This is a genomic window from Staphylococcus saccharolyticus (genome assembly GCF_900458815.1).
Lineage (GTDB): Bacteria > Bacillota > Bacilli > Staphylococcales > Staphylococcaceae > Staphylococcus > Staphylococcus saccharolyticus.
Genome location: NZ_UHDZ01000001.1, coordinates 2,162,404 through 2,180,484, shown reverse-complemented (window position 1 = coordinate 2,180,484; position 18,081 = coordinate 2,162,404). Strand labels below are relative to the sequence as shown.

Below are 18,081 nucleotides of genomic sequence, written 5' to 3'. Positions count from 1 at the left end.
AATGCATAAGGAGGTGACAAGCAATGAATAAAAAGGTAGAAAATATAGGAAATCAATATACTTCTCAAGAAAATAAGAAAAAACAACGACAAAGAATGAAAATGCGAGTGGTGCGTCGACGTATAGCTGTATTTGGTGGGATTCTTTTAGCGATTATTCTTATTTTACTCGTATTGCTTGTCATTCAAAAGCATAGTAACGATCAAGATGCTGTTGAAAGAAAACATAAAGAAACTGAATTTCAAAAACAACAAGATGAAGAAATCGCCTTAAAAGAAAAATTGAATAATTTAAATGATAAAGATTATATTGAGAAAGTTGCACGGGATGATTATTATTTAAGTAATAAAGGTGAAGTGATATTTAGATTACCAGGTGAAAAATAAATCCTCTAAAGCGAAATCATTCGATGGTGAAAAAAATTAGAATAAAATAATCTGATTATAGCATTGTGAAATTACGTGAACAGGAATATAATAAGAATGAAATCGAATCTAACCGGGAGGATTTATTTAGAAAATGTCAATCGAAGTAGGAAACAAGCTTAAAGGTAAAGTTACAGGTATCAAAAAATTTGGTGCATTTGTAGAATTACCTGAAGGAAAAAGTGGTTTAGTTCATATCAGTGAAGTTGCCGATAATTACGTAGAAAACGTTGAAGACCACTTATCAGTTGGTGACGAAGTAGAAGTTAAAGTACTATCAATTGCTGATGACGGTAAAATTAGTCTATCGATAAAAAAAGCTAAAGATCGTCCTCGCAAGCCTCGTCATAATAAACCTAATCATGGAAAGCCAGCTCAAAAAACTGAAGACTTTGAGAAAAAATTAAGTAACTTCTTAAAAGACAGTGAAGATAAATTAACGTCAATTAAACGTCAAACTGAATCACGTCGTGGTGGTAAAGGTTCAAGACGTTAATATAATATAGATTTAAAGGTTATAAACGTCATTACAATAGGATTAATTAATGTAAACTGAGTGTGTGATGACTTTTTAAAAATGTTCAGTCGACGTTTGAACATGCTTATCATCCGCATGGGGTGGGACGAAGAATTCAAATATATTACTTTTGAATTCTCTCCTACTCCTATTTTTATTTAATTAAGACTCATGTATTAATATTTATTAAAATAAAAGTTCTACAAACGTAAATAAATTAAATTAAATTTAGTGTAGCAAAGTGAGGTGGGTTAATGAATATCAATGTAGATGGATGGTCAAAGAGCGAACATATCGTTGTAGCTGTATCTACAGGTATTGATAGTATGAGCTTATTACATATTTTACTTAATGATTATCAAGATACGTATAGTAAGATTACTTGTGTTCATGTCAATCATGGTTTACGAAACGAATCCGAAGAAGAAGAAAGGTTTCTACAGGAGTATTGTGAACAAAATCATATAGAATTATACGTTAAGCACCTAGATTTAACACATCTCGTTCAAAAAGGTAACAGTATTCAACATGAGGCCCGACAACGTCGTTATGATTGGTTTGAGACCATCATAAAAGATATTAACGCAGACGTATTGTTAACTGCTCATCATCTTGATGATCAACTCGAAACAATTTTTTATCGCTTGTTTACGGGACGTTCAACTCGAAACTCTTTGGGAATTTCATCAGTTACATATTATGATAACTATCGTATATGTCGACCTTTATTAAATGTTATGAAGTCCGATATTATAACTTATCAAAAGGTCAATCGTGTTCCATATTATGAAGATTTATCTAACCATGATACAAAGTATGTTCGAAATGATATTAGGCATCGACTTCTACCTGCGATAGATAAAAATCCTAATCTCAACACACATCAATTACTTAAATTTAAAGAGTGGCATGATCGTGAATTACAGTCTTTAAACCACCAAGCTCAGGACTTTATCATTCAATTTGTATCAGAAAGTGAGAAGCAAAGGAAATATACATTTTCAAGAGATACTTTTAATGCACTAGATACTAATGTCAAAATGATAGTTATGGATCGTTTGTTCAATAAACTAGGTCAACAATTGTCTATTCCACAAACCTCTTATGAGGAATGGTTTGAACAAATTCAAAGTAATAAATCTCAATTTAATTTGGATTTAACAGATAAATGGATAATTCAAATTGCATATGATACATTAATAATAATGGTCAAATCAGAAGTAGATAAAAATAAAATTTATAATATGCATATTGAACGGCCAGGTAATTATTTGTTTAATGGTTATAAAATTCATGTTAGTCAAAATTTACCATTGACAACGTATCCTCTAAAGGTTCGTGTGCGACAAACTGGTGATGTATTTAAACTGAATGGTCAAGAAGGCCATAAAAAAGTAAGTCGTTTATTTATTGATAATAAAATTGTTGCAGATGAGCGTGAACATATTCCTCTAATTATAAATAATTCAAATGAAATAATAGCTATTGGGTGTTTATATGTCCAAGAGAATTTTAAAGATTTAATAATGATTTCAAATAATGGAGATGAATGATAATGCATAAGGACTTAAAGGATGTTTTATTAACGGAAGAGGACATTCAAACTATTTGTAAGGAGTTAGGTGCTAAAATAACAGACGATTATCAAGATCGCCCACTCGTATGTGTAGGGATTCTTAAAGGGTCTGTAATGTTTATGGCTGATTTGATTAAACAAATCGATACTCATTTATCTATTGATTTTATGGATGTTTCAAGTTATCACGGTGGTACAGAATCTACTGGTGAAGTTCAAATTTTAAAAGATTTAGGAGCATCAATAGAGAAAAAAGATGTACTTATTATTGAAGATATTTTAGAAACAGGTACTACTTTAAAATCTATTACAGAGTTGCTACAATCACGTAAGGTTAACTCATTGGAAATAGTGACTTTGTTAGATAAACCTAATCGTCGCAAAGCAGATATTGAAGCGAAGTATGTAGGTAAAAAAATTCCAGATGAATTTGTAGTTGGATACGGTTTAGATTATGGAGAGTTATATAGAAACCTTCCATATATAGGTACATTAAAGCCTGAAATTCACTCAAAATAAGATTTAAATTGGAAGGCCTATTAATCAACTTTTAAAGAGAATAAAACTATGCGTAATACTAGATTTAGTGTAGACTCAATTTATGTATTAATGAACTTGTTGATAAGTTAAAGGGAGTACATGATTAAGTTAATTTATGATAGCAAAATTTTAAGCAGTAAATTATTAGAAATTGACTCAAATTGAAGAAACAATACGAAAGTTGAAATACTAGCCTATATGAGATGTATTGTGTTACAATTTTTGTTAGTTTTATTATTGGAAGTAGGAGGAAATGACGCATGCAGAAAGCTTTTCGCAATGTGCTAGTTATCGCAATTATAGGCGTTATTATATTTGGTTTGTTTTCATTTTTAAATGGAAATGGAAATATGCCGAAACAACTTACATACACGCAATTTGTAAATAAGTTGGAAAAAGGTGACTTAAAATCCTTAGAAATTCAACCTGAACAAAATGTTTATATGGTAAGCGGTAAAACTAAAAATGATGAAGATTATTCATCAACTATTTTATATAACAATGAAAAAGACCTACAAAAAATTACAGATACAGCCAAGAAGCAAGATGGTCTGAAATTAACAGTTAAAGAAGAAGAAAAACAAAGTGTCTTCGTTAGCATTCTGACAACACTGATTCCAGTATTAATCATTGCATTATTATTTATTTTCTTCCTTAGCCAAGCCCAAGGTGGAGGCGGCGGTGGTCGTATGATGAACTTTGGTAAATCTAAGGCCAAAATGTACGACAGTAATAAACGTCGCGTACGTTTCTCAGATGTAGCAGGTGCTGATGAAGAGAAACAAGAATTAATCGAAATTGTAGATTTCTTAAAAGATAATAAGAAATTCAAGCAAATGGGATCTAGAATTCCAAAAGGTGTCTTACTTGTTGGCCCTCCAGGTACAGGTAAAACATTATTAGCACGTGCGGTAGCAGGTGAGGCTGGCGCACCTTTCTTCTCAATCAGTGGTTCAGATTTCGTTGAGATGTTCGTTGGGGTGGGTGCAAGCCGTGTTCGTGATTTATTCGAAAATGCTAAGAAGAATGCACCATGTATCATTTTTATTGATGAAATTGATGCAGTTGGACGGCAACGTGGTGCAGGCGTAGGTGGTGGTCACGATGAACGTGAACAAACACTTAACCAGTTATTAGTTGAAATGGATGGTTTCGGTGAAAATGAAGGAATTATCATGATTGCTGCAACTAACCGTCCAGATATTTTAGATCCTGCGTTATTACGTCCTGGTCGTTTTGATAGACAAATTCAAGTTGGACGTCCAGATGTAAAAGGTCGTGAAGCTATTCTTCACGTACATGCTAAAAATAAACCTCTTGATGAAACAGTTGATTTAAAAGCAATTTCTCAAAGAACGCCTGGGTTTTCTGGTGCAGATTTAGAAAACTTACTTAATGAAGCATCGTTAATCGCTGCACGTGAAGGTAAAAATAAAATTGATATGCATGATATTGAAGAAGCAACGGACCGTGTCATTGCCGGACCGGCTAAAAAATCGCGTGTTATCTCTGAAAAAGAACGTAATATTGTAGCGCACCATGAAGCAGGTCACACAATCATTGGTATGGTTCTAGATGAAGCTGAAGTTGTGCACAAGGTGACTATCGTACCTCGTGGTCAAGCTGGTGGGTATGCGATGATGTTACCTAAACAAGATCGTTTCTTAATGACTGAACCAGAATTGCTTGATAAGATTTGTGGTTTACTAGGTGGACGTGTCTCTGAAGATATTAACTTTGGTGAAGTATCTACAGGTGCATCAAATGATTTTGAACGTGCAACTCAAATAGCAAGATCTATGGTTACAGAGTACGGTATGAGTAAAAAACTTGGACCACTACAATTTTCTAATAGTAGTGGTGGACAAGTGTTCCTTGGTAAAGATATGCAAGGAGAACCAAACTATTCTGGTCAAATCGCATATGAAATTGACAAAGAAGTTCAACGTATTGTTAAAGCACAATATGAACGTTGTAAACAAATCTTATTAGAACACGAAGAACAACTTAAACTTATTGCTAAGACATTGCTTACTGAAGAAACATTGGTTGCAGAGCAAATCCGCTCACTATTCTATGATTGCGTATTACCTGAAGTAGACTATGATGCAGCAAAAGTTGTCAAAGATAAAGATAGTGATTACGGCGATGGTGAATACGGTAAATCTTACAATGATATTCGCAAAGAACAGCTAGAAGAAGGCGAAGAAAAAGAACAACAAGATCGCCAAGAAGATCACAATATTGATGAAGAAAGACATCACCAACATCATCATGGTGATGCAGGGCATGAATCGGATGAAGAATCTCATTCAACAGAACCTGGACATCAAAAGTCTCCGAGCATCGATAAACCATATAATCCTAATCATAGACAATAAAGTAAGTTTTAGTAAGTCTCTTTCTACTCTTTTTTATATAATGGGAGTGGAAAGAGGCTTTTTAATTTAAAGACAACGAAATAGAATTAATGTCTTTAAGTTAAGGTGTTAATTAATAAAACAAGGGATTTATGGAAAATAAAAACTTATGTTAGTTTCTATTTATTATATTTTTTGAATGAGCAATTGATTTCATATTACTCGATGGGCGATGTATAATAATCAACCAGAATTAAAAAATAAGAGATTAAAACAATAGATAATTCAAAAAGGAGATTTAACAATGACACATGATTATATCGTGAAAGGATTGGCATATAGTGGAGAAATAAGAGCATATGCTACAATCACTACAGAGTCAGTACAAGAAGCACAAACTCGACATTATACATGGCCTACTGCTTCAGCGGCAATGGGCAGAACTATGACTGCTACATTAATGATGGGCGCAATGTTAAAAGGTAATCAAAAATTAACAGTTACTGTTGATGGACAAGGTCCAATTGGTAGAATCATTGCTGATGCAAATGCGAAAGGTAATGTGCGAGCTTATGTAGATCATCCACAAACACACTTTCCACTTAATGAGCAAGGTAAATTAGATGTTAGGCGAGCAGTCGGAACAGATGGTTCTATTCAAGTTGTTAAAGACGTAGGTATGAAAGATTATTTTTCCGGTGCAAGTCCAATTGTATCAGGGGAACTTGGAGATGATTTTACTTATTATTATGCTACAAGTGAGCAAACACCTTCTTCAGTGGGTCTCGGTGTCCTAGTTAATCCTGATAACTCAATTAAAGCTGCTGGTGGTTTTATCATTCAAGTGATGCCTGGTGCTAAAGATGAAACTATTACAAAGTTGGAAAATGCTATAAATCAAATGCAACCAGTTTCAAAATTAATTGAACAAGGATTAACACCTGAAGGGATTTTAAAAGAAATACTAGGTGACGACAATGTTCAAATTCTGGATACAATGTCTGCCCAATTTAGATGTAATTGTAGTCATGAAAAATTCTTAAATGCGATTAAGGGCTTAGGGAAAACAGAAATTCAAAGCATGATTAAAGAAGATCATGGTGCTGAAGCTGTATGTCATTTCTGCGGTAATAAGTATCAATATAATGAAAGTGAATTAGAAGAACTATTAGCAAAATAAATTTATTAGAAAAATGACTAGGTGATGAACGTTTGATTATTGTTGATTTGAACGATTTTAAATTTAATTATATCAGTGGTTTACTGCGGAGATAGTTGTTTATTAATGTAAAAGTATGTGACGACGATACGTTGTTGACTTTTAAACTGTTTCGACTATCTCCTTACGTTTAATTTGATTTCTTTTGGGAAAAATTCTAATGTATGTATTAAATATAGTTTTTTTATTGACAACAAGACAATTCGGTTTCTCTTTTTAGAAAATTCTGATAGAATAAATTTATATCCGATAGAAAAACTAAGTATTAATGATTATATAATTAAGAAGGAGTGTTCTGAATGGCACAAAAACCCGTAGATAATGTTACACAAATTATTGGTAACACACCTGTTGTTAAATTAAGAAATGTAGTTGATAAAAATGCTGCTGATATTTATGTTAAATTAGAATATCAAAATCCAGGTGGTTCAGTTAAAGATCGTATTGCCCTAGCAATGATTGAAAAAGCTGAGCGCGAAGGTAAAATTAAGCCTGGTGATACAATCGTTGAGCCTACTAGTGGTAATACAGGTATTGGCTTAGCATTTGTATGTGCAGCAAAAGGATATAATGCAGTTTTTACAATGCCTGAAACAATGAGTCAAGAACGTTGTAATTTATTAAAAGCTTACGGTGCAGAACTTGTATTAACACCAGGATCTGAAGCTATGAAAGGCGCTATTAAAAAAGCGAAAGAATTAAAAGAAGAACATGGCTATTTCGAACCTCAACAATTCGAAAATCCAGCTAACCCTGAAATCCATGAACTAACTACTGGTCCTGAATTAGTTGAACAATTCGAAGGTAGAAAAATTGATGCGTTCTTATCTGGTGTCGGTACTGGGGGTACTTTATCTGGTGTCGGTAAAGTGTTAAAAAAAGAATATCCAGATGTAGAAATTGTTGCTATTGAACCTGAAGCTTCACCAGTACTAAGTGGTGGAGAACCTGGTCCACATAAATTACAAGGATTAGGAGCAGGTTTCGTACCAGACACTTTAAATACTGAAGTATATGACAGTATCATTAAAGTTGGTAATGAAACTGCAATGGAAATGGCACGTCGCGTGGCTAAAGAAGAAGGGATTTTAGCAGGTATTTCTTCTGGAGCTGCAATTTATGCGGCTATTCAAAAAGCAAAAGAGTTAGGTAACGGAAAAACTGTAGTTACTATATTACCAAGTAATGGTGAACGTTACTTATCAACACCTTTATATTCTTTTGATGATTAATTGAATAACTATGTTTTATTTTTGACGAAGATTTTTGATGAGTGAGTATCAAAATTAGCGCGTTTATTGCACTAATTTCGTTATTATTTATCATTCGTGTCTTCGTCTTTTTTATTTTGAATCATCTTCAAAAATACATTTTTATAATGTAACGTCGTATCAAGTACAGTATTCATTTTGAAATTGTACTCAAAACTTATAGTAATGAATGATATGATAAATAATGAGTGATGATGGATAATACTTTTTTAAGTTTTAAAGACATGTAGCGATGAAAGGAATTCTATAAAAGAAAAGGTGAAATATATGGCTAAAACGAAAATTATGGGTATATTGAATGTTACGCCAGATTCATTTTCAGATGGAGGAAAGTATAATTCAGTTAACCATGCAGTAGAACGCGTGAAAGAAATGATTGATCAAGGTGTAGATATTGTAGATGTTGGTGGGGTGTCTACAAGACCGGGTCATGAAGAAGTGTCTTTAAAAGAAGAGATGAACCGAGTACTACCAGTTATTGGAGCAATAATACAATTTGATATACAAATTTCTGTTGATACATATCGTAGTGAAGTTGCAAAAGCTTGTCTCGAATTCGGGGTAACGATGATTAATGATCAGTGGGCTGGTTTATATGATTCAAACATGTTTAAAGTTGTAGCACAGTATGATGCTGAAATCGTACTAATGCATAATGGTGATGGTTATAGAGATGAGCCAGTTGTCGAAGAAATGCTCGTTTCATTATTAGCACAAGCGAATAAAGCTGAGTCAGCTGGTATACCTCACGATAAAATTTGGTTAGATCCAGGTATAGGTTTTGCTAAAACACGTGAAGAAGAAAGTGAAGTTATGGCAAGATTAGATGAAATAGTTGCTACAGAATATCCTATTTTACTTGCAACTAGTCGCAAAAGATTTATAAGAGAAATGATTGGAAAAGAGTCGCAACCATCTGATAGAGACGAAGCAACTGCAGCGACAACTGCTTATGGTATAATGAAAGGCGTTCAGGCCGTTCGCGTGCATAATGTATTATTGAATGCACGGTTGGCACAAAGTATGGATTATTTAAAGGAGAATGAGCATGAACGACGTCATCTTTCTTAAAGGAATACGTTTTTATGGTTATCATGGTGTGTTACCGGCTGAAAATGAAATTGGCCAAATTTTTGTAGTTGATATTACTTTGAAAGTTGATTTAAGTGTAGCTGGTCAATCAGATGATGTTAAAGATACAGTGCATTATGGTGAGGTGTTTGAAGACGTAAAAACTATAGTTGAAGGTACACCGTCACACTTGATTGAACATCTAGCTGAACGTATTGCAAAGCGTATAAATTCACACTATAACCGTGTAATGGAAACGAAAGTTAGAATCACTAAAGAAAATCCTCCAATACCAGGTCATTACGATGGTTTTGGGATTGAAATAGTGAGGGAGAATAACTAAATGGTTAAAGCATATTTAGGTTTAGGCAGTAACATTGGAGAACGTGAGATACAACTTCAAGAAGCGATAAAGATTTTAGATAGCTTTAAAGGTGTTGAGGTGACACAAATTTCCGATATTTATGAAACTGAACCTGTTGGTTATACAGAACAGCCCCTTTTTTTAAATTTGTGTGTTGAAATAGAAACTAATTTGAACCCTCAAGATTTATTGGCACGTTGTTTAGACGTAGAACAGCAGTTGCATCGTGTTAGAGTTATTAGTTGGGGACCAAGAACACTTGATGTAGATATTTTATTATATGATGATTTAATCATAGAAGAAGAGAATTTATCTATACCACATCCGAGAATGACTGAACGTGCCTTTGTTCTCACTCCTTTGAATGATATTGCCCCAAATCGGGTTGAACCTCGTTCGCATCAAACTATACAAAATTTAGTAATGGTAGACGACACAGTTAAGAAGTATAAGAGATAAAAGTTAATAAATGTGAGGAAATTTAAAAAAGTGTGGTTGGTAGGAAAATATTAAATAAACCTTATATAATATAAAGTATTGTTCATGAAATAGAAGCAATTAACTTAATTTATGAATCTATTAATGAAAGAAAAGTAGAAATTGCTTTATTACATTTACTTCCTCTTGTAGAATAAAAAGGTGAGAAGGTTGGCTTTATGGAAATTAGTGACTATGCTTCATGATATTTTAAAGATATCAAAGTAAATGACAAAGCTCGTAAAATTTGAAAAAAGTTGAGACTGAACATGAAAAATTGATATTTTACGAAATTTCCAAAAAGAACGTATGGGACAATCTGTAGATAAACAAGAAGCTTAAAGGAGAGAAATTTATGTCAGAAGAAATGAATGACCAAATGCAGGTCCGTCGTCAAAAATTACAAGAATTAATCGATTTAGGAATTGATCCTTTTGGGCGTAGATTTGAACGTACAGCTACTTCTAGTGAATTAAAGGAACAATGGGATCAATTTTCAAAAGAAGAATTACATGAAAAAGAAGACGAAAGTCATGTGACAATTGCTGGTCGTTTAATGACGAAACGCGGTAAAGGTAAGGCAGGATTTGCGCATATCCAAGATTTAAAAGGACAAATTCAAATCTATGTAAGAAAAGATCAAGTTGGTGATGAACAGTTTGATATTTGGAAAATCGCTGACTTAGGTGACATTGTAGGTATTGAAGGTGTGATGTTTAAAACTAATACTGGTGAAATTTCTGTTAAAGCTAAGTCATTTACACTATTATCTAAATCATTGCGTCCTTTACCTGATAAGTTCCACGGTTTACAAGATATCGAACAAAGATATCGCCAAAGATATTTAGATTTAATTACGAATGAAGAGAGCACGCGTACTTTCATCAATCGTAGTAAAATTATTCAAGAAATGCGTAATTATCTTAACAAGCAAGGTTTCTTAGAAGTTGAAACACCAATGATGCATCAAATTGCAGGTGGTGCTGCTGCACGTCCATTCGTGACACACCATAATGCTCTAGATGCTACGTTATATATGCGTATAGCTATTGAATTACACTTGAAACGTCTAATCGTAGGTGGATTGGAAAAAGTTTATGAAATAGGACGCGTATTTCGTAATGAAGGCGTATCAACACGTCATAATCCTGAATTTACAATGATTGAATTATATGAAGCTTATGCTGATTATCATGACATTATGAATCTGACTGAGAATATGGTAAGACATATTGCCCAAGAAGTGTTTGGTTCAGCCAAAGTACAATATAACGGTGAAGAAATTGATTTAGAATCATCTTGGAAAAGACTTCATATTGTTGATGCTGTTAAAGAAGCAACAGGTGTTAACTTCTATGATGTTAAGTCTGATGAAGAAGCTGTTTCACTTGCTAAACAACATGGCATAGAAATAACTGAAAGTATGAAATATGGGCATATTTTAAATGAATTTTTTGAACAAAAAGTTGAAGAAACTTTAATTCAACCTACGTTTATTTATGGTCATCCAATTGAAATTTCTCCATTAGCTAAGAAAAATCCAGAAGATTCAAGATTTACAGATCGTTTCGAGTTATTTATAGTTGGTAGAGAACATGCAAATGCATTTACTGAGCTCAATGATCCTATCGATCAACGCCAACGTTTTGAAGCACAACTTGTTGAAAAAGAACAAGGTAATGACGAAGCACATGAAATGGATGAAGATTATATTGAAGCATTAGAATATGGTATGCCACCTACAGGTGGATTAGGTATTGGTATTGATCGTTTAGTAATGTTGTTAACTGATTCACCTTCTATCAGAGATGTATTATTATTCCCTTATATGAGACAAAAATAAAACATAATATATTAAGCATTGATCATTAATTAATGGTCAATGCTTTTTCATTTTACTGACCCGGTAGCAAAAGAGAATTAGCCACATATTTTGACGTAGCATATAGAAGAACTATATATTCAAAGTATCAAGGAGAAGTTAGGCAAAAAGCGTCGACTGATGAAAAGTAAATTTTGAAACAAAAATTTTATAATTCTATATCTAAATATCTAAAAAACTAATGGAAATAGTTAGAACAGTGTGTTAAAGTGTATCGAGTGAAATTGAACGGTGGCTTTAATTAGCAAATAAATTAAGCTATAAAAACTTTTGAAAATGTATTGACTTGTTAGTCAAAATGAAGTAACATGTAAAAGTCGTCAAAATCGAGAGTGTTTGTTACATAATTGTAAATGAAATTTTAATTTAGTGAAAAATTGACTGTTGCAATTAATAAAAGAAGTATGTATCATGAATAAAGTAAGTTATTTTTGTCTGGTGACAATGGCAAGGAGGTCACATCTGTTCCCATGCCGAACACAGAAGTTAAGCTCCTTAGCGCCGATGGTAGTCGGACTGACGTTCCGCTAGAGTAGGACATTGCCAGGCAAATTATATTCGGAGAATTAGCTCAGCTGGGAGAGCATCTGCCTTACAAGCAGAGGGTCGGCGGTTCGAACCCGTCATTCTCCACCATTGACAGCCGGCCTAGCTCAATTGGTAGAGCAACTGACTTGTAATCAGTAGGTTGGGGGTTCAAGTCCTCTGGCCGGCACCATCTTTTGAGCCATTAGCTCAGTTGGTAGAGCATCTGACTTTTAATCAGAGGGTCAGAGGTTCGAATCCTCTATGGCTCATTATGACTTTCATATACTTGCGGAAGTAGTTCAGTGGTAGAACACCACCTTGCCAAGGTGGGGGTCGCGGGTTCGAATCCCGTCTTCCGCTCCATTATTTTGCCGGGGTGGCGGAACTGGCAGACGCACAGGACTTAAAATCCTGCGGTGAGAGATCACCGTACCGGTTCGATTCCGGTCCTCGGCACCATTTTAAAATTTAAGCGCCCGTAGCTCAACTGGATAGAGCGTTTGACTACGGATCAAGAGGTTATGGGTTCGACTCCTATCGGGCGCGCCATTTCTAATTTGATTAATTAACTACATACGGGAAGTAGCTCAGCTTGGTAGAGCACTTGGTTTGGGACCAAGGGGTCGCAGGTTCGAATCCTGTCTTCCCGACTTCTTTGGGGGCTTAACTCAGCTGGGAGAGCGCCTGCTTTGCACGCAGGAGGTCAGCGGTTCGATCCCGCTAGTCTCCACCATTTAAATTTATTTCTTTATATAGTGAACATTGAAAACTGAATGACAATATGTCAACGTTAATTCCAATAAATAGTAACGAAACGTTATAAACTATTAGTATTTATGAGCTAATCAAACATCATAATTTTTTATGGAGAGTTTGATCCTGGCTCAGGATGAACGCTGGCGGCGTGCCTAATACATGCAAGTCGAGCGAACAGACGAGGAGCTTGCTCCTCTGACGTTAGCGGCGGACGGGTGAGTAACACGTGGATAACCTACCTATAAGACTGGGATAACTTCGGGAAACCGGAGCTAATACCAGATAACATGTTGAACCGCATGGTTCAACAGTGAAAGACGGTCTTGCTGTCACTTATAGATGGATCCGCGCCGCATTAGCTAGTTGGTAAGGTAACGGCTTACCAAGGCAACGATGCGTAGCCGACCTGAGAGGGTGATCGGCCACACTGGAACTGAGACACGGTCCAGACTCCTACGGGAGGCAGCAGTAGGGAATCTTCCGCAATGGGCGAAAGCCTGACGGAGCAACGCCGCGTGAGTGATGAAGGTCTTCGGATCGTAAAACTCTGTTATTAGGGAAGAACAAATGTGTAAGTAACTATGCACGTCTTGACGGCACCTAATCAGAAAGCCACGGCTAACTACGTGCCAGCAGCCGCGGTAATACGTAGGTGGCAAGCGTTATCCGGAATTATTGGGCGTAAAGCGCGCGTAGGCGGTTTTTTAAGTCTGATGTGAAAGCCCACGGCTCAACCGTGGAGGGTCATTGGAAACTGGAAAACTTGAGTGCAGAAGAGGAAAGTGGAATTCCATGTGTAGCGGTGAAATGCGCAGAGATATGGAGGAACACCAGTGGCGAAGGCGACTTTCTGGTCTGTAACTGACGCTGATGTGCGAAAGCGTGGGGATCAAACAGGATTAGATACCCTGGTAGTCCACGCCGTAAACGATGAGTGCTAAGTGTTAGGGGGTTTCCGCCCCTTAGTGCTGCAGCTAACGCATTAAGCACTCCGCCTGGGGAGTACGACCGCAAGGTTGAAACTCAAAGGAATTGACGGGGACCCGCACAAGCGGTGGAGCATGTGGTTTAATTCGAAGCAACGCGAAGAACCTTACCAAATCTTGACATCCTCTGACCCCTCTAGAGATAGAGTTTTCCCCTTCGGGGGACAGAGTGACAGGTGGTGCATGGTTGTCGTCAGCTCGTGTCGTGAGATGTTGGGTTAAGTCCCGCAACGAGCGCAACCCTTAAGCTTAGTTGCCATCATTAAGTTGGGCACTCTAAGTTGACTGCCGGTGACAAACCGGAGGAAGGTGGGGATGACGTCAAATCATCATGCCCCTTATGATTTGGGCTACACACGTGCTACAATGGACAATACAAAGGGCAGCGAAACCGCGAGGTCAAGCAAACCCCATAAAGTTGTTCTCAGTTCGGATTGTAGTCTGCAACTCGACTATATGAAGCTGGAATCGCTAGTAATCGTAGATCAGCATGCTACGGTGAATACGTTCCCGGGTCTTGTACACACCGCCCGTCACACCACGAGAGTTTGTAACACCCGAAGCCGGTGGAGTAACCTTTTGGAGCTAGCCGTCGAAGGTGGGACAAATGATTGGGGTGAAGTCGTAACAAGGTAGCCGTATCGGAAGGTGCGGCTGGATCACCTCCTTTCTAAGGATATATTCGGAATATCTTCGTAGAAGATGAGGAATAACGTGACATATTGTATTCAGTTTTGAATGTTTATTATCATTCAAGTGAAAATGGGCCTATAGCTCAGCTGGTTAGAGCGCACGCCTGATAAGCGTGAGGTCGGTGGTTCGAGTCCACTTAGGCCCACCATTTATTAATTACATATTTTGGGGGCTTAGCTCAGTTGGGAGAGCGCCTGCTTTGCACGCAGGAGGTCAGCGGTTCGATCCCGCTAGTCTCCACCATTTTTATTGTACATTGAAAACTAGATAAGTAAGTAAAGATTTTACCAAGCAAAACCGAGTGAATAGAGTTTTAAATAAGCTTGAATTCATAAATAATCGCTAGTGTTCGAAAGAACACTCACAAGATTAATAACGTGTTTTTGTTTTAAACTTTAAAAGAAATCGTTTTTCAGGTAACGAATGGAAACGAAGCCATATGAAAGCGATTGACTTAAAGTTGAGCGAAAACAGAGATTAAGTTATTAAGGGCGCACGGTGGATGCCTTGGCACTAGAAGCCGATGAAGGACGTTACTAACGACGATATGCTTTGGGTAGCTGTAAGTAAGCGTTGATCCAGAGATTTCCGAATGGGGGAACCCAACATGAGTGATGTCATGTTATTGACATGTGAATTCATAGCATGTCAGAAGGCAGACCCGGAGAACTGAAACATCTTAGTACCCGGAGGAAAAGAAAGAAAAATCGATTCCCTGAGTAGCGGCGAGCGAAACGGGAAGAGCCCAAACCAACAAGCTTGCTTGTTGGGGTTGTAGGACACTCTATACGGAGTTACAAAAGAACATGTTAGACGAATCATCTGGAAAGATGAATCAAAGAAGGTAATAATCCTGTAGTCGAAAACGTATTCTCTCTTGAGTGGATCCTGAGTACGACGGAGCACGTGAAATTCCGTCGGAATCTGGGAGGACCATCTCCTAAGGCTAAATACTCTCTAGTGACCGATAGTGAACCAGTACCGTGAGGGAAAGGTGAAAAGTACCCCGAAAGGGGAGTGAAAGAGAACTTGAAACCGTGTGCTTACAAGTAGTCAGAGCCCGTTAATGGGTGATGGCGTGCCTTTTGTAGAATGAACCGGCGAGTTACGATCTGATGCAAGGTTAAGCAGCGAATGTGGAGCCGTAGCGAAAGCGAGTCTGAATAGGGCGTTGAGTATTTGGTCGTAGACCCGAAACCAGGTGATCTACCCTTGGTCAGGTTGAAGTTCAGGTAACACTGAATGGAGGACCGAACCGACTTACGTTGAAAAGTGAGCGGATGAACTGAGGGTAGCGGAGAAATTCCAATCGAACTTGGAGATAGCTGGTTCTCTCCGAAATAGCTTTAGGGCTAGCCTCAAGTGATGATTATTGGAGGTAGAGCACTGTTTGGACGAGGGGCCTCTCTCGGGTTACCGAATTCAGACAAACTCCGAATGCCAATTAATTTAACTTGGGAGTCAGAACATGGGTGATAAGGTCCGTGTTCGAAAGGGAAACAGCCCAGACCACCAGCTAAGGTCCCCAAATATATGTTAAGTGGAAAAGGATGTGGCGTTGCCCAGACAACTAGGATGTTGGCTTAGAAGCAGCCATCATTTAAAGAGTGCGTAATAGCTCACTAGTCGAGTGACACTGCGCCGAAAATGTACCGGGGCTAAACATATTACCGAAGCTGTGGATTGTCCTTCGGACAATGGTAGGAGAGCGTTCTAAGGGCGTTGAAGCATGATCGCAAGGACATGTGGAGCGTTTAGAAGTGAGAATGCCGGTGTGAGTAGCGAAAGACGGGTGAGAATCCCGTCCACCGATTGACTAAGGTTTCCAGAGGAAGGCTCGTCCGCTCTGGGTTAGTCGGGTCCTAAGCTGAGGCCGACAGGCGTAGGCGATGGATAACAGGTTGATATTCCTGTACCACTTAGTATCGTTTTAATCGATGGGGGGACGCAGTAGGATAGGCGAAGCGTGCTGTTGGAGTGCACGTCTAAGCAGTAAGGCTGAGTGTTAGGCAAATCCGGCACTCATCAGGCTAAGCTGTGATGGGGAGAGGAAATTGTTTCCTCGAGTCGTTGATTTCACACTGCCGAGAAAAGCCTCTAGATAGATAACAGGTGCCCGTACCGCAAACCGACACAGGTAGTCAAGATGAGAATTCTAAGGTGAGCGAGCGAACTCTCGTTAAGGAACTCGGCAAAATGACCCCGTAACTTCGGGAGAAGGGGTGCTCTTTAGGGTTTACGCCCAGAAGAGCCGCAGTGAATAGGCCCAAGCGACTGTTTATCAAAAACACAGGTCTCTGCTAAACCGTAAGGTGATGTATAGGGGCTGACGCCTGCCCGGTGCTGGAAGGTTAAGAGGAGTGGTTAGCTTCTGCGAAGCCACGAATCGAAGCCCCAGTAAACGGCGGCCGTAACTATAACGGTCCTAAGGTAGCGAAATTCCTTGTCGGGTAAGTTCCGACCCGCACGAAAGGCGTAACGATTTGGGCACTGTCTCAACGAGAGACTCGGTGAAATCATAGTACCTGTGAAGATGCAGGTTACCCGCGACAGGACGGAAAGACCCCGTGGAGCTTTACTGTAGCCTGATATTGAAATTCGGCACAGCTTGTACAGGATAGGTAGGAGCCATTGAAACGTGAGCGCTAGCTTATGTGGAGGCGTTGGTGGGATACTACCCTAGCTGTGTTGGCTTTCTAACCCGCACCACTTATCGTGGTGGGAGACAGTGTCAGGTGGGCAGTTTGACTGGGGCGGTCGCCTCCTAAAAGGTAACGGAGGCGCTCAAAGGTTCCCTCAGAATGGTTGGAAATCATTCACAGAGTGTAAAGGCATAAGGGAGCTTGACTGCGAGACTTACAAGTCGAGCAGGGTCGAAAGACGGACTTAGTGATCCGGTGGTTCCATATGGAAGGGCCATCGCTCAACGGATAAAAGCTACCCCGGGGATAACAGGCTTATCTCCCCCAAGAGTTCACATCGACGGGGAGGTTTGGCACCTCGATGTCGGCTCATCGCATCCTGGGGCTGTAGTCGGTCCCAAGGGTTGGGCTGTTCGCCCATTAAAGCGGTACGCGAGCTGGGTTCAGAACGTCGTGAGACAGTTCGGTCCCTATCCGTCGTGGGCGTAGGAAATTTGAGAGGAGCTGTCCTTAGTACGAGAGGACCGGGATGGACATACCTCTGGTGTACCAGTTGTCGTGCCAACGGCATAGCTGGGTAGCTATGTATGGACGGGATAAGTGCTGAAAGCATCTAAGCATGAAGCCCTCCTCAAGATGAGATTTCCCAACTTCGGTTATAAGATCCCTCGAAGATGACGAGGTTAATAGGTTCGAGGTGGAAGCGTGGTGACACGTGGAGCTGACGAATACTAATCGATCGAAGACTTAATCAAATAAAAATGTTTTGCGACA

General features: G+C 38.3%; 11 protein-coding genes, 10 tRNA genes and 3 rRNA genes. All 24 read left to right on the top strand.

The features are described 5' to 3' along the window. The first annotated feature begins 23 nt into the window (after nucleotides 1-23). The 24 genes from divIC to DYE57_RS10600 all read left to right on the top strand — a co-directional run bounded on the left by divIC (nucleotide 24) and on the right by DYE57_RS10600 (nucleotide 18,062). Nucleotides 24-386 (top strand): cell division protein DivIC, encoded by a 363-nt coding sequence (gene divIC / locus DYE57_RS10715; RefSeq protein ID WP_115313987.1) that lies wholly within the window; start codon nucleotides 24-26, stop codon nucleotides 384-386. 133 nt (nucleotides 387-519) lie between these two features. Beyond that, nucleotides 520-921, top strand: a complete 402-nt coding sequence (locus DYE57_RS10710; protein ID WP_115313986.1) for a S1 domain-containing RNA-binding protein — start codon at nucleotides 520-522, stop codon at nucleotides 919-921. 275 nt (nucleotides 922-1,196) lie between these two features. After that, on the top strand, nucleotides 1,197-2,495 hold the full coding sequence (gene tilS, locus DYE57_RS10705) for a tRNA lysidine(34) synthetase TilS (protein WP_115313985.1): 1,299 nt from the start codon (nucleotides 1,197-1,199) through the stop codon (nucleotides 2,493-2,495). A gap of 2 nt (nucleotides 2,496-2,497) precedes the next feature. Further along, nucleotides 2,498-3,037 (top strand): hypoxanthine phosphoribosyltransferase, encoded by a 540-nt coding sequence (gene hpt, locus DYE57_RS10700; protein ID WP_115313984.1) that lies wholly within the window; start codon nucleotides 2,498-2,500, stop codon nucleotides 3,035-3,037. A gap of 281 nt (nucleotides 3,038-3,318) precedes the next feature. Further along, nucleotides 3,319-5,439, top strand: coding sequence for an ATP-dependent zinc metalloprotease FtsH (gene ftsH / locus DYE57_RS10695; protein WP_115313983.1), 2,121 nt, complete (start codon nucleotides 3,319-3,321; stop codon nucleotides 5,437-5,439). Nucleotides 5,440-5,722: 283 nt separating this feature from the next. Beyond that, nucleotides 5,723-6,598 (top strand): Hsp33 family molecular chaperone HslO, encoded by an 876-nt coding sequence (gene hslO, locus DYE57_RS10690; protein ID WP_115313982.1) that lies wholly within the window; start codon nucleotides 5,723-5,725, stop codon nucleotides 6,596-6,598. A gap of 338 nt (nucleotides 6,599-6,936) precedes the next feature. Continuing rightward, the gene (gene cysK / locus DYE57_RS10685) at nucleotides 6,937-7,869 is read left to right on the top strand and encodes a cysteine synthase A (protein WP_115313981.1); all 933 of its coding nucleotides are present in this window, start codon (nucleotides 6,937-6,939) and stop codon (nucleotides 7,867-7,869) included. A 306-nt stretch (nucleotides 7,870-8,175) separates the two neighbouring features. Continuing rightward, on the top strand, nucleotides 8,176-8,979 hold the full coding sequence (gene folP / locus DYE57_RS10680) for a dihydropteroate synthase (RefSeq protein ID WP_115313980.1): 804 nt from the start codon (nucleotides 8,176-8,178) through the stop codon (nucleotides 8,977-8,979). Then, entirely contained in the window at nucleotides 8,957-9,322 is a 366-nt protein-coding gene (folB, locus tag DYE57_RS10675) for a dihydroneopterin aldolase (RefSeq protein WP_115313979.1), read from the top strand. The genes folP and folB overlap by 23 nt, the downstream gene beginning before the upstream one ends. Next, nucleotides 9,323-9,802: a 2-amino-4-hydroxy-6-hydroxymethyldihydropteridine diphosphokinase gene (folK, locus tag DYE57_RS10670; RefSeq protein ID WP_115313978.1), complete on the top strand. Its 480-nt coding sequence runs from the start codon at nucleotides 9,323-9,325 to the stop codon at nucleotides 9,800-9,802. It abuts the gene before it with no gap. 373 nt (nucleotides 9,803-10,175) lie between these two features. Next, nucleotides 10,176-11,663, top strand: a complete 1,488-nt coding sequence (lysS, locus tag DYE57_RS10665; RefSeq protein WP_115313977.1) for a lysine--tRNA ligase — start codon at nucleotides 10,176-10,178, stop codon at nucleotides 11,661-11,663. Between the two features lie 473 nt (nucleotides 11,664-12,136). After that, a 5S ribosomal RNA gene (gene rrf, locus DYE57_RS10660) occupies nucleotides 12,137-12,251 on the top strand. Nucleotides 12,252-12,262: 11 nt separating this feature from the next. Then, a tRNA-Val gene (locus DYE57_RS10655) sits at nucleotides 12,263-12,338 on the top strand. Between the two features lie 6 nt (nucleotides 12,339-12,344). Continuing rightward, nucleotides 12,345-12,420: transfer RNA gene (locus DYE57_RS10650), tRNA-Thr, on the top strand. 6 nt (nucleotides 12,421-12,426) lie between these two features. Next, a tRNA-Lys gene (locus tag DYE57_RS10645) sits at nucleotides 12,427-12,499 on the top strand. A gap of 19 nt (nucleotides 12,500-12,518) precedes the next feature. Beyond that, nucleotides 12,519-12,593, top strand: a tRNA-Gly gene (locus tag DYE57_RS10640). A gap of 7 nt (nucleotides 12,594-12,600) precedes the next feature. Then, nucleotides 12,601-12,689: transfer RNA gene (locus DYE57_RS10635), tRNA-Leu, on the top strand. 13 nt (nucleotides 12,690-12,702) lie between these two features. Next, nucleotides 12,703-12,779 (top strand) — tRNA-Arg (locus DYE57_RS10630). 27 nt (nucleotides 12,780-12,806) lie between these two features. Continuing rightward, nucleotides 12,807-12,880, top strand: a tRNA-Pro gene (locus DYE57_RS10625). A gap of 7 nt (nucleotides 12,881-12,887) precedes the next feature. Then, nucleotides 12,888-12,963, top strand: a tRNA-Ala gene (locus tag DYE57_RS10620). A gap of 128 nt (nucleotides 12,964-13,091) precedes the next feature. Further along, nucleotides 13,092-14,642 (top strand): 16S ribosomal RNA (locus DYE57_RS10615). A gap of 94 nt (nucleotides 14,643-14,736) precedes the next feature. Next, nucleotides 14,737-14,813, top strand: a tRNA-Ile gene (locus tag DYE57_RS10610). 19 nt (nucleotides 14,814-14,832) lie between these two features. Next, a tRNA-Ala gene (locus DYE57_RS10605) sits at nucleotides 14,833-14,908 on the top strand. Nucleotides 14,909-15,140: 232 nt separating this feature from the next. Beyond that, a 23S ribosomal RNA gene (locus tag DYE57_RS10600) occupies nucleotides 15,141-18,062 on the top strand. The 16S, 23S and 5S rRNA genes sit together here with 10 tRNA genes alongside, the layout of an rRNA operon. Nucleotides 18,063-18,081: the final 19 nt, after the last annotated feature.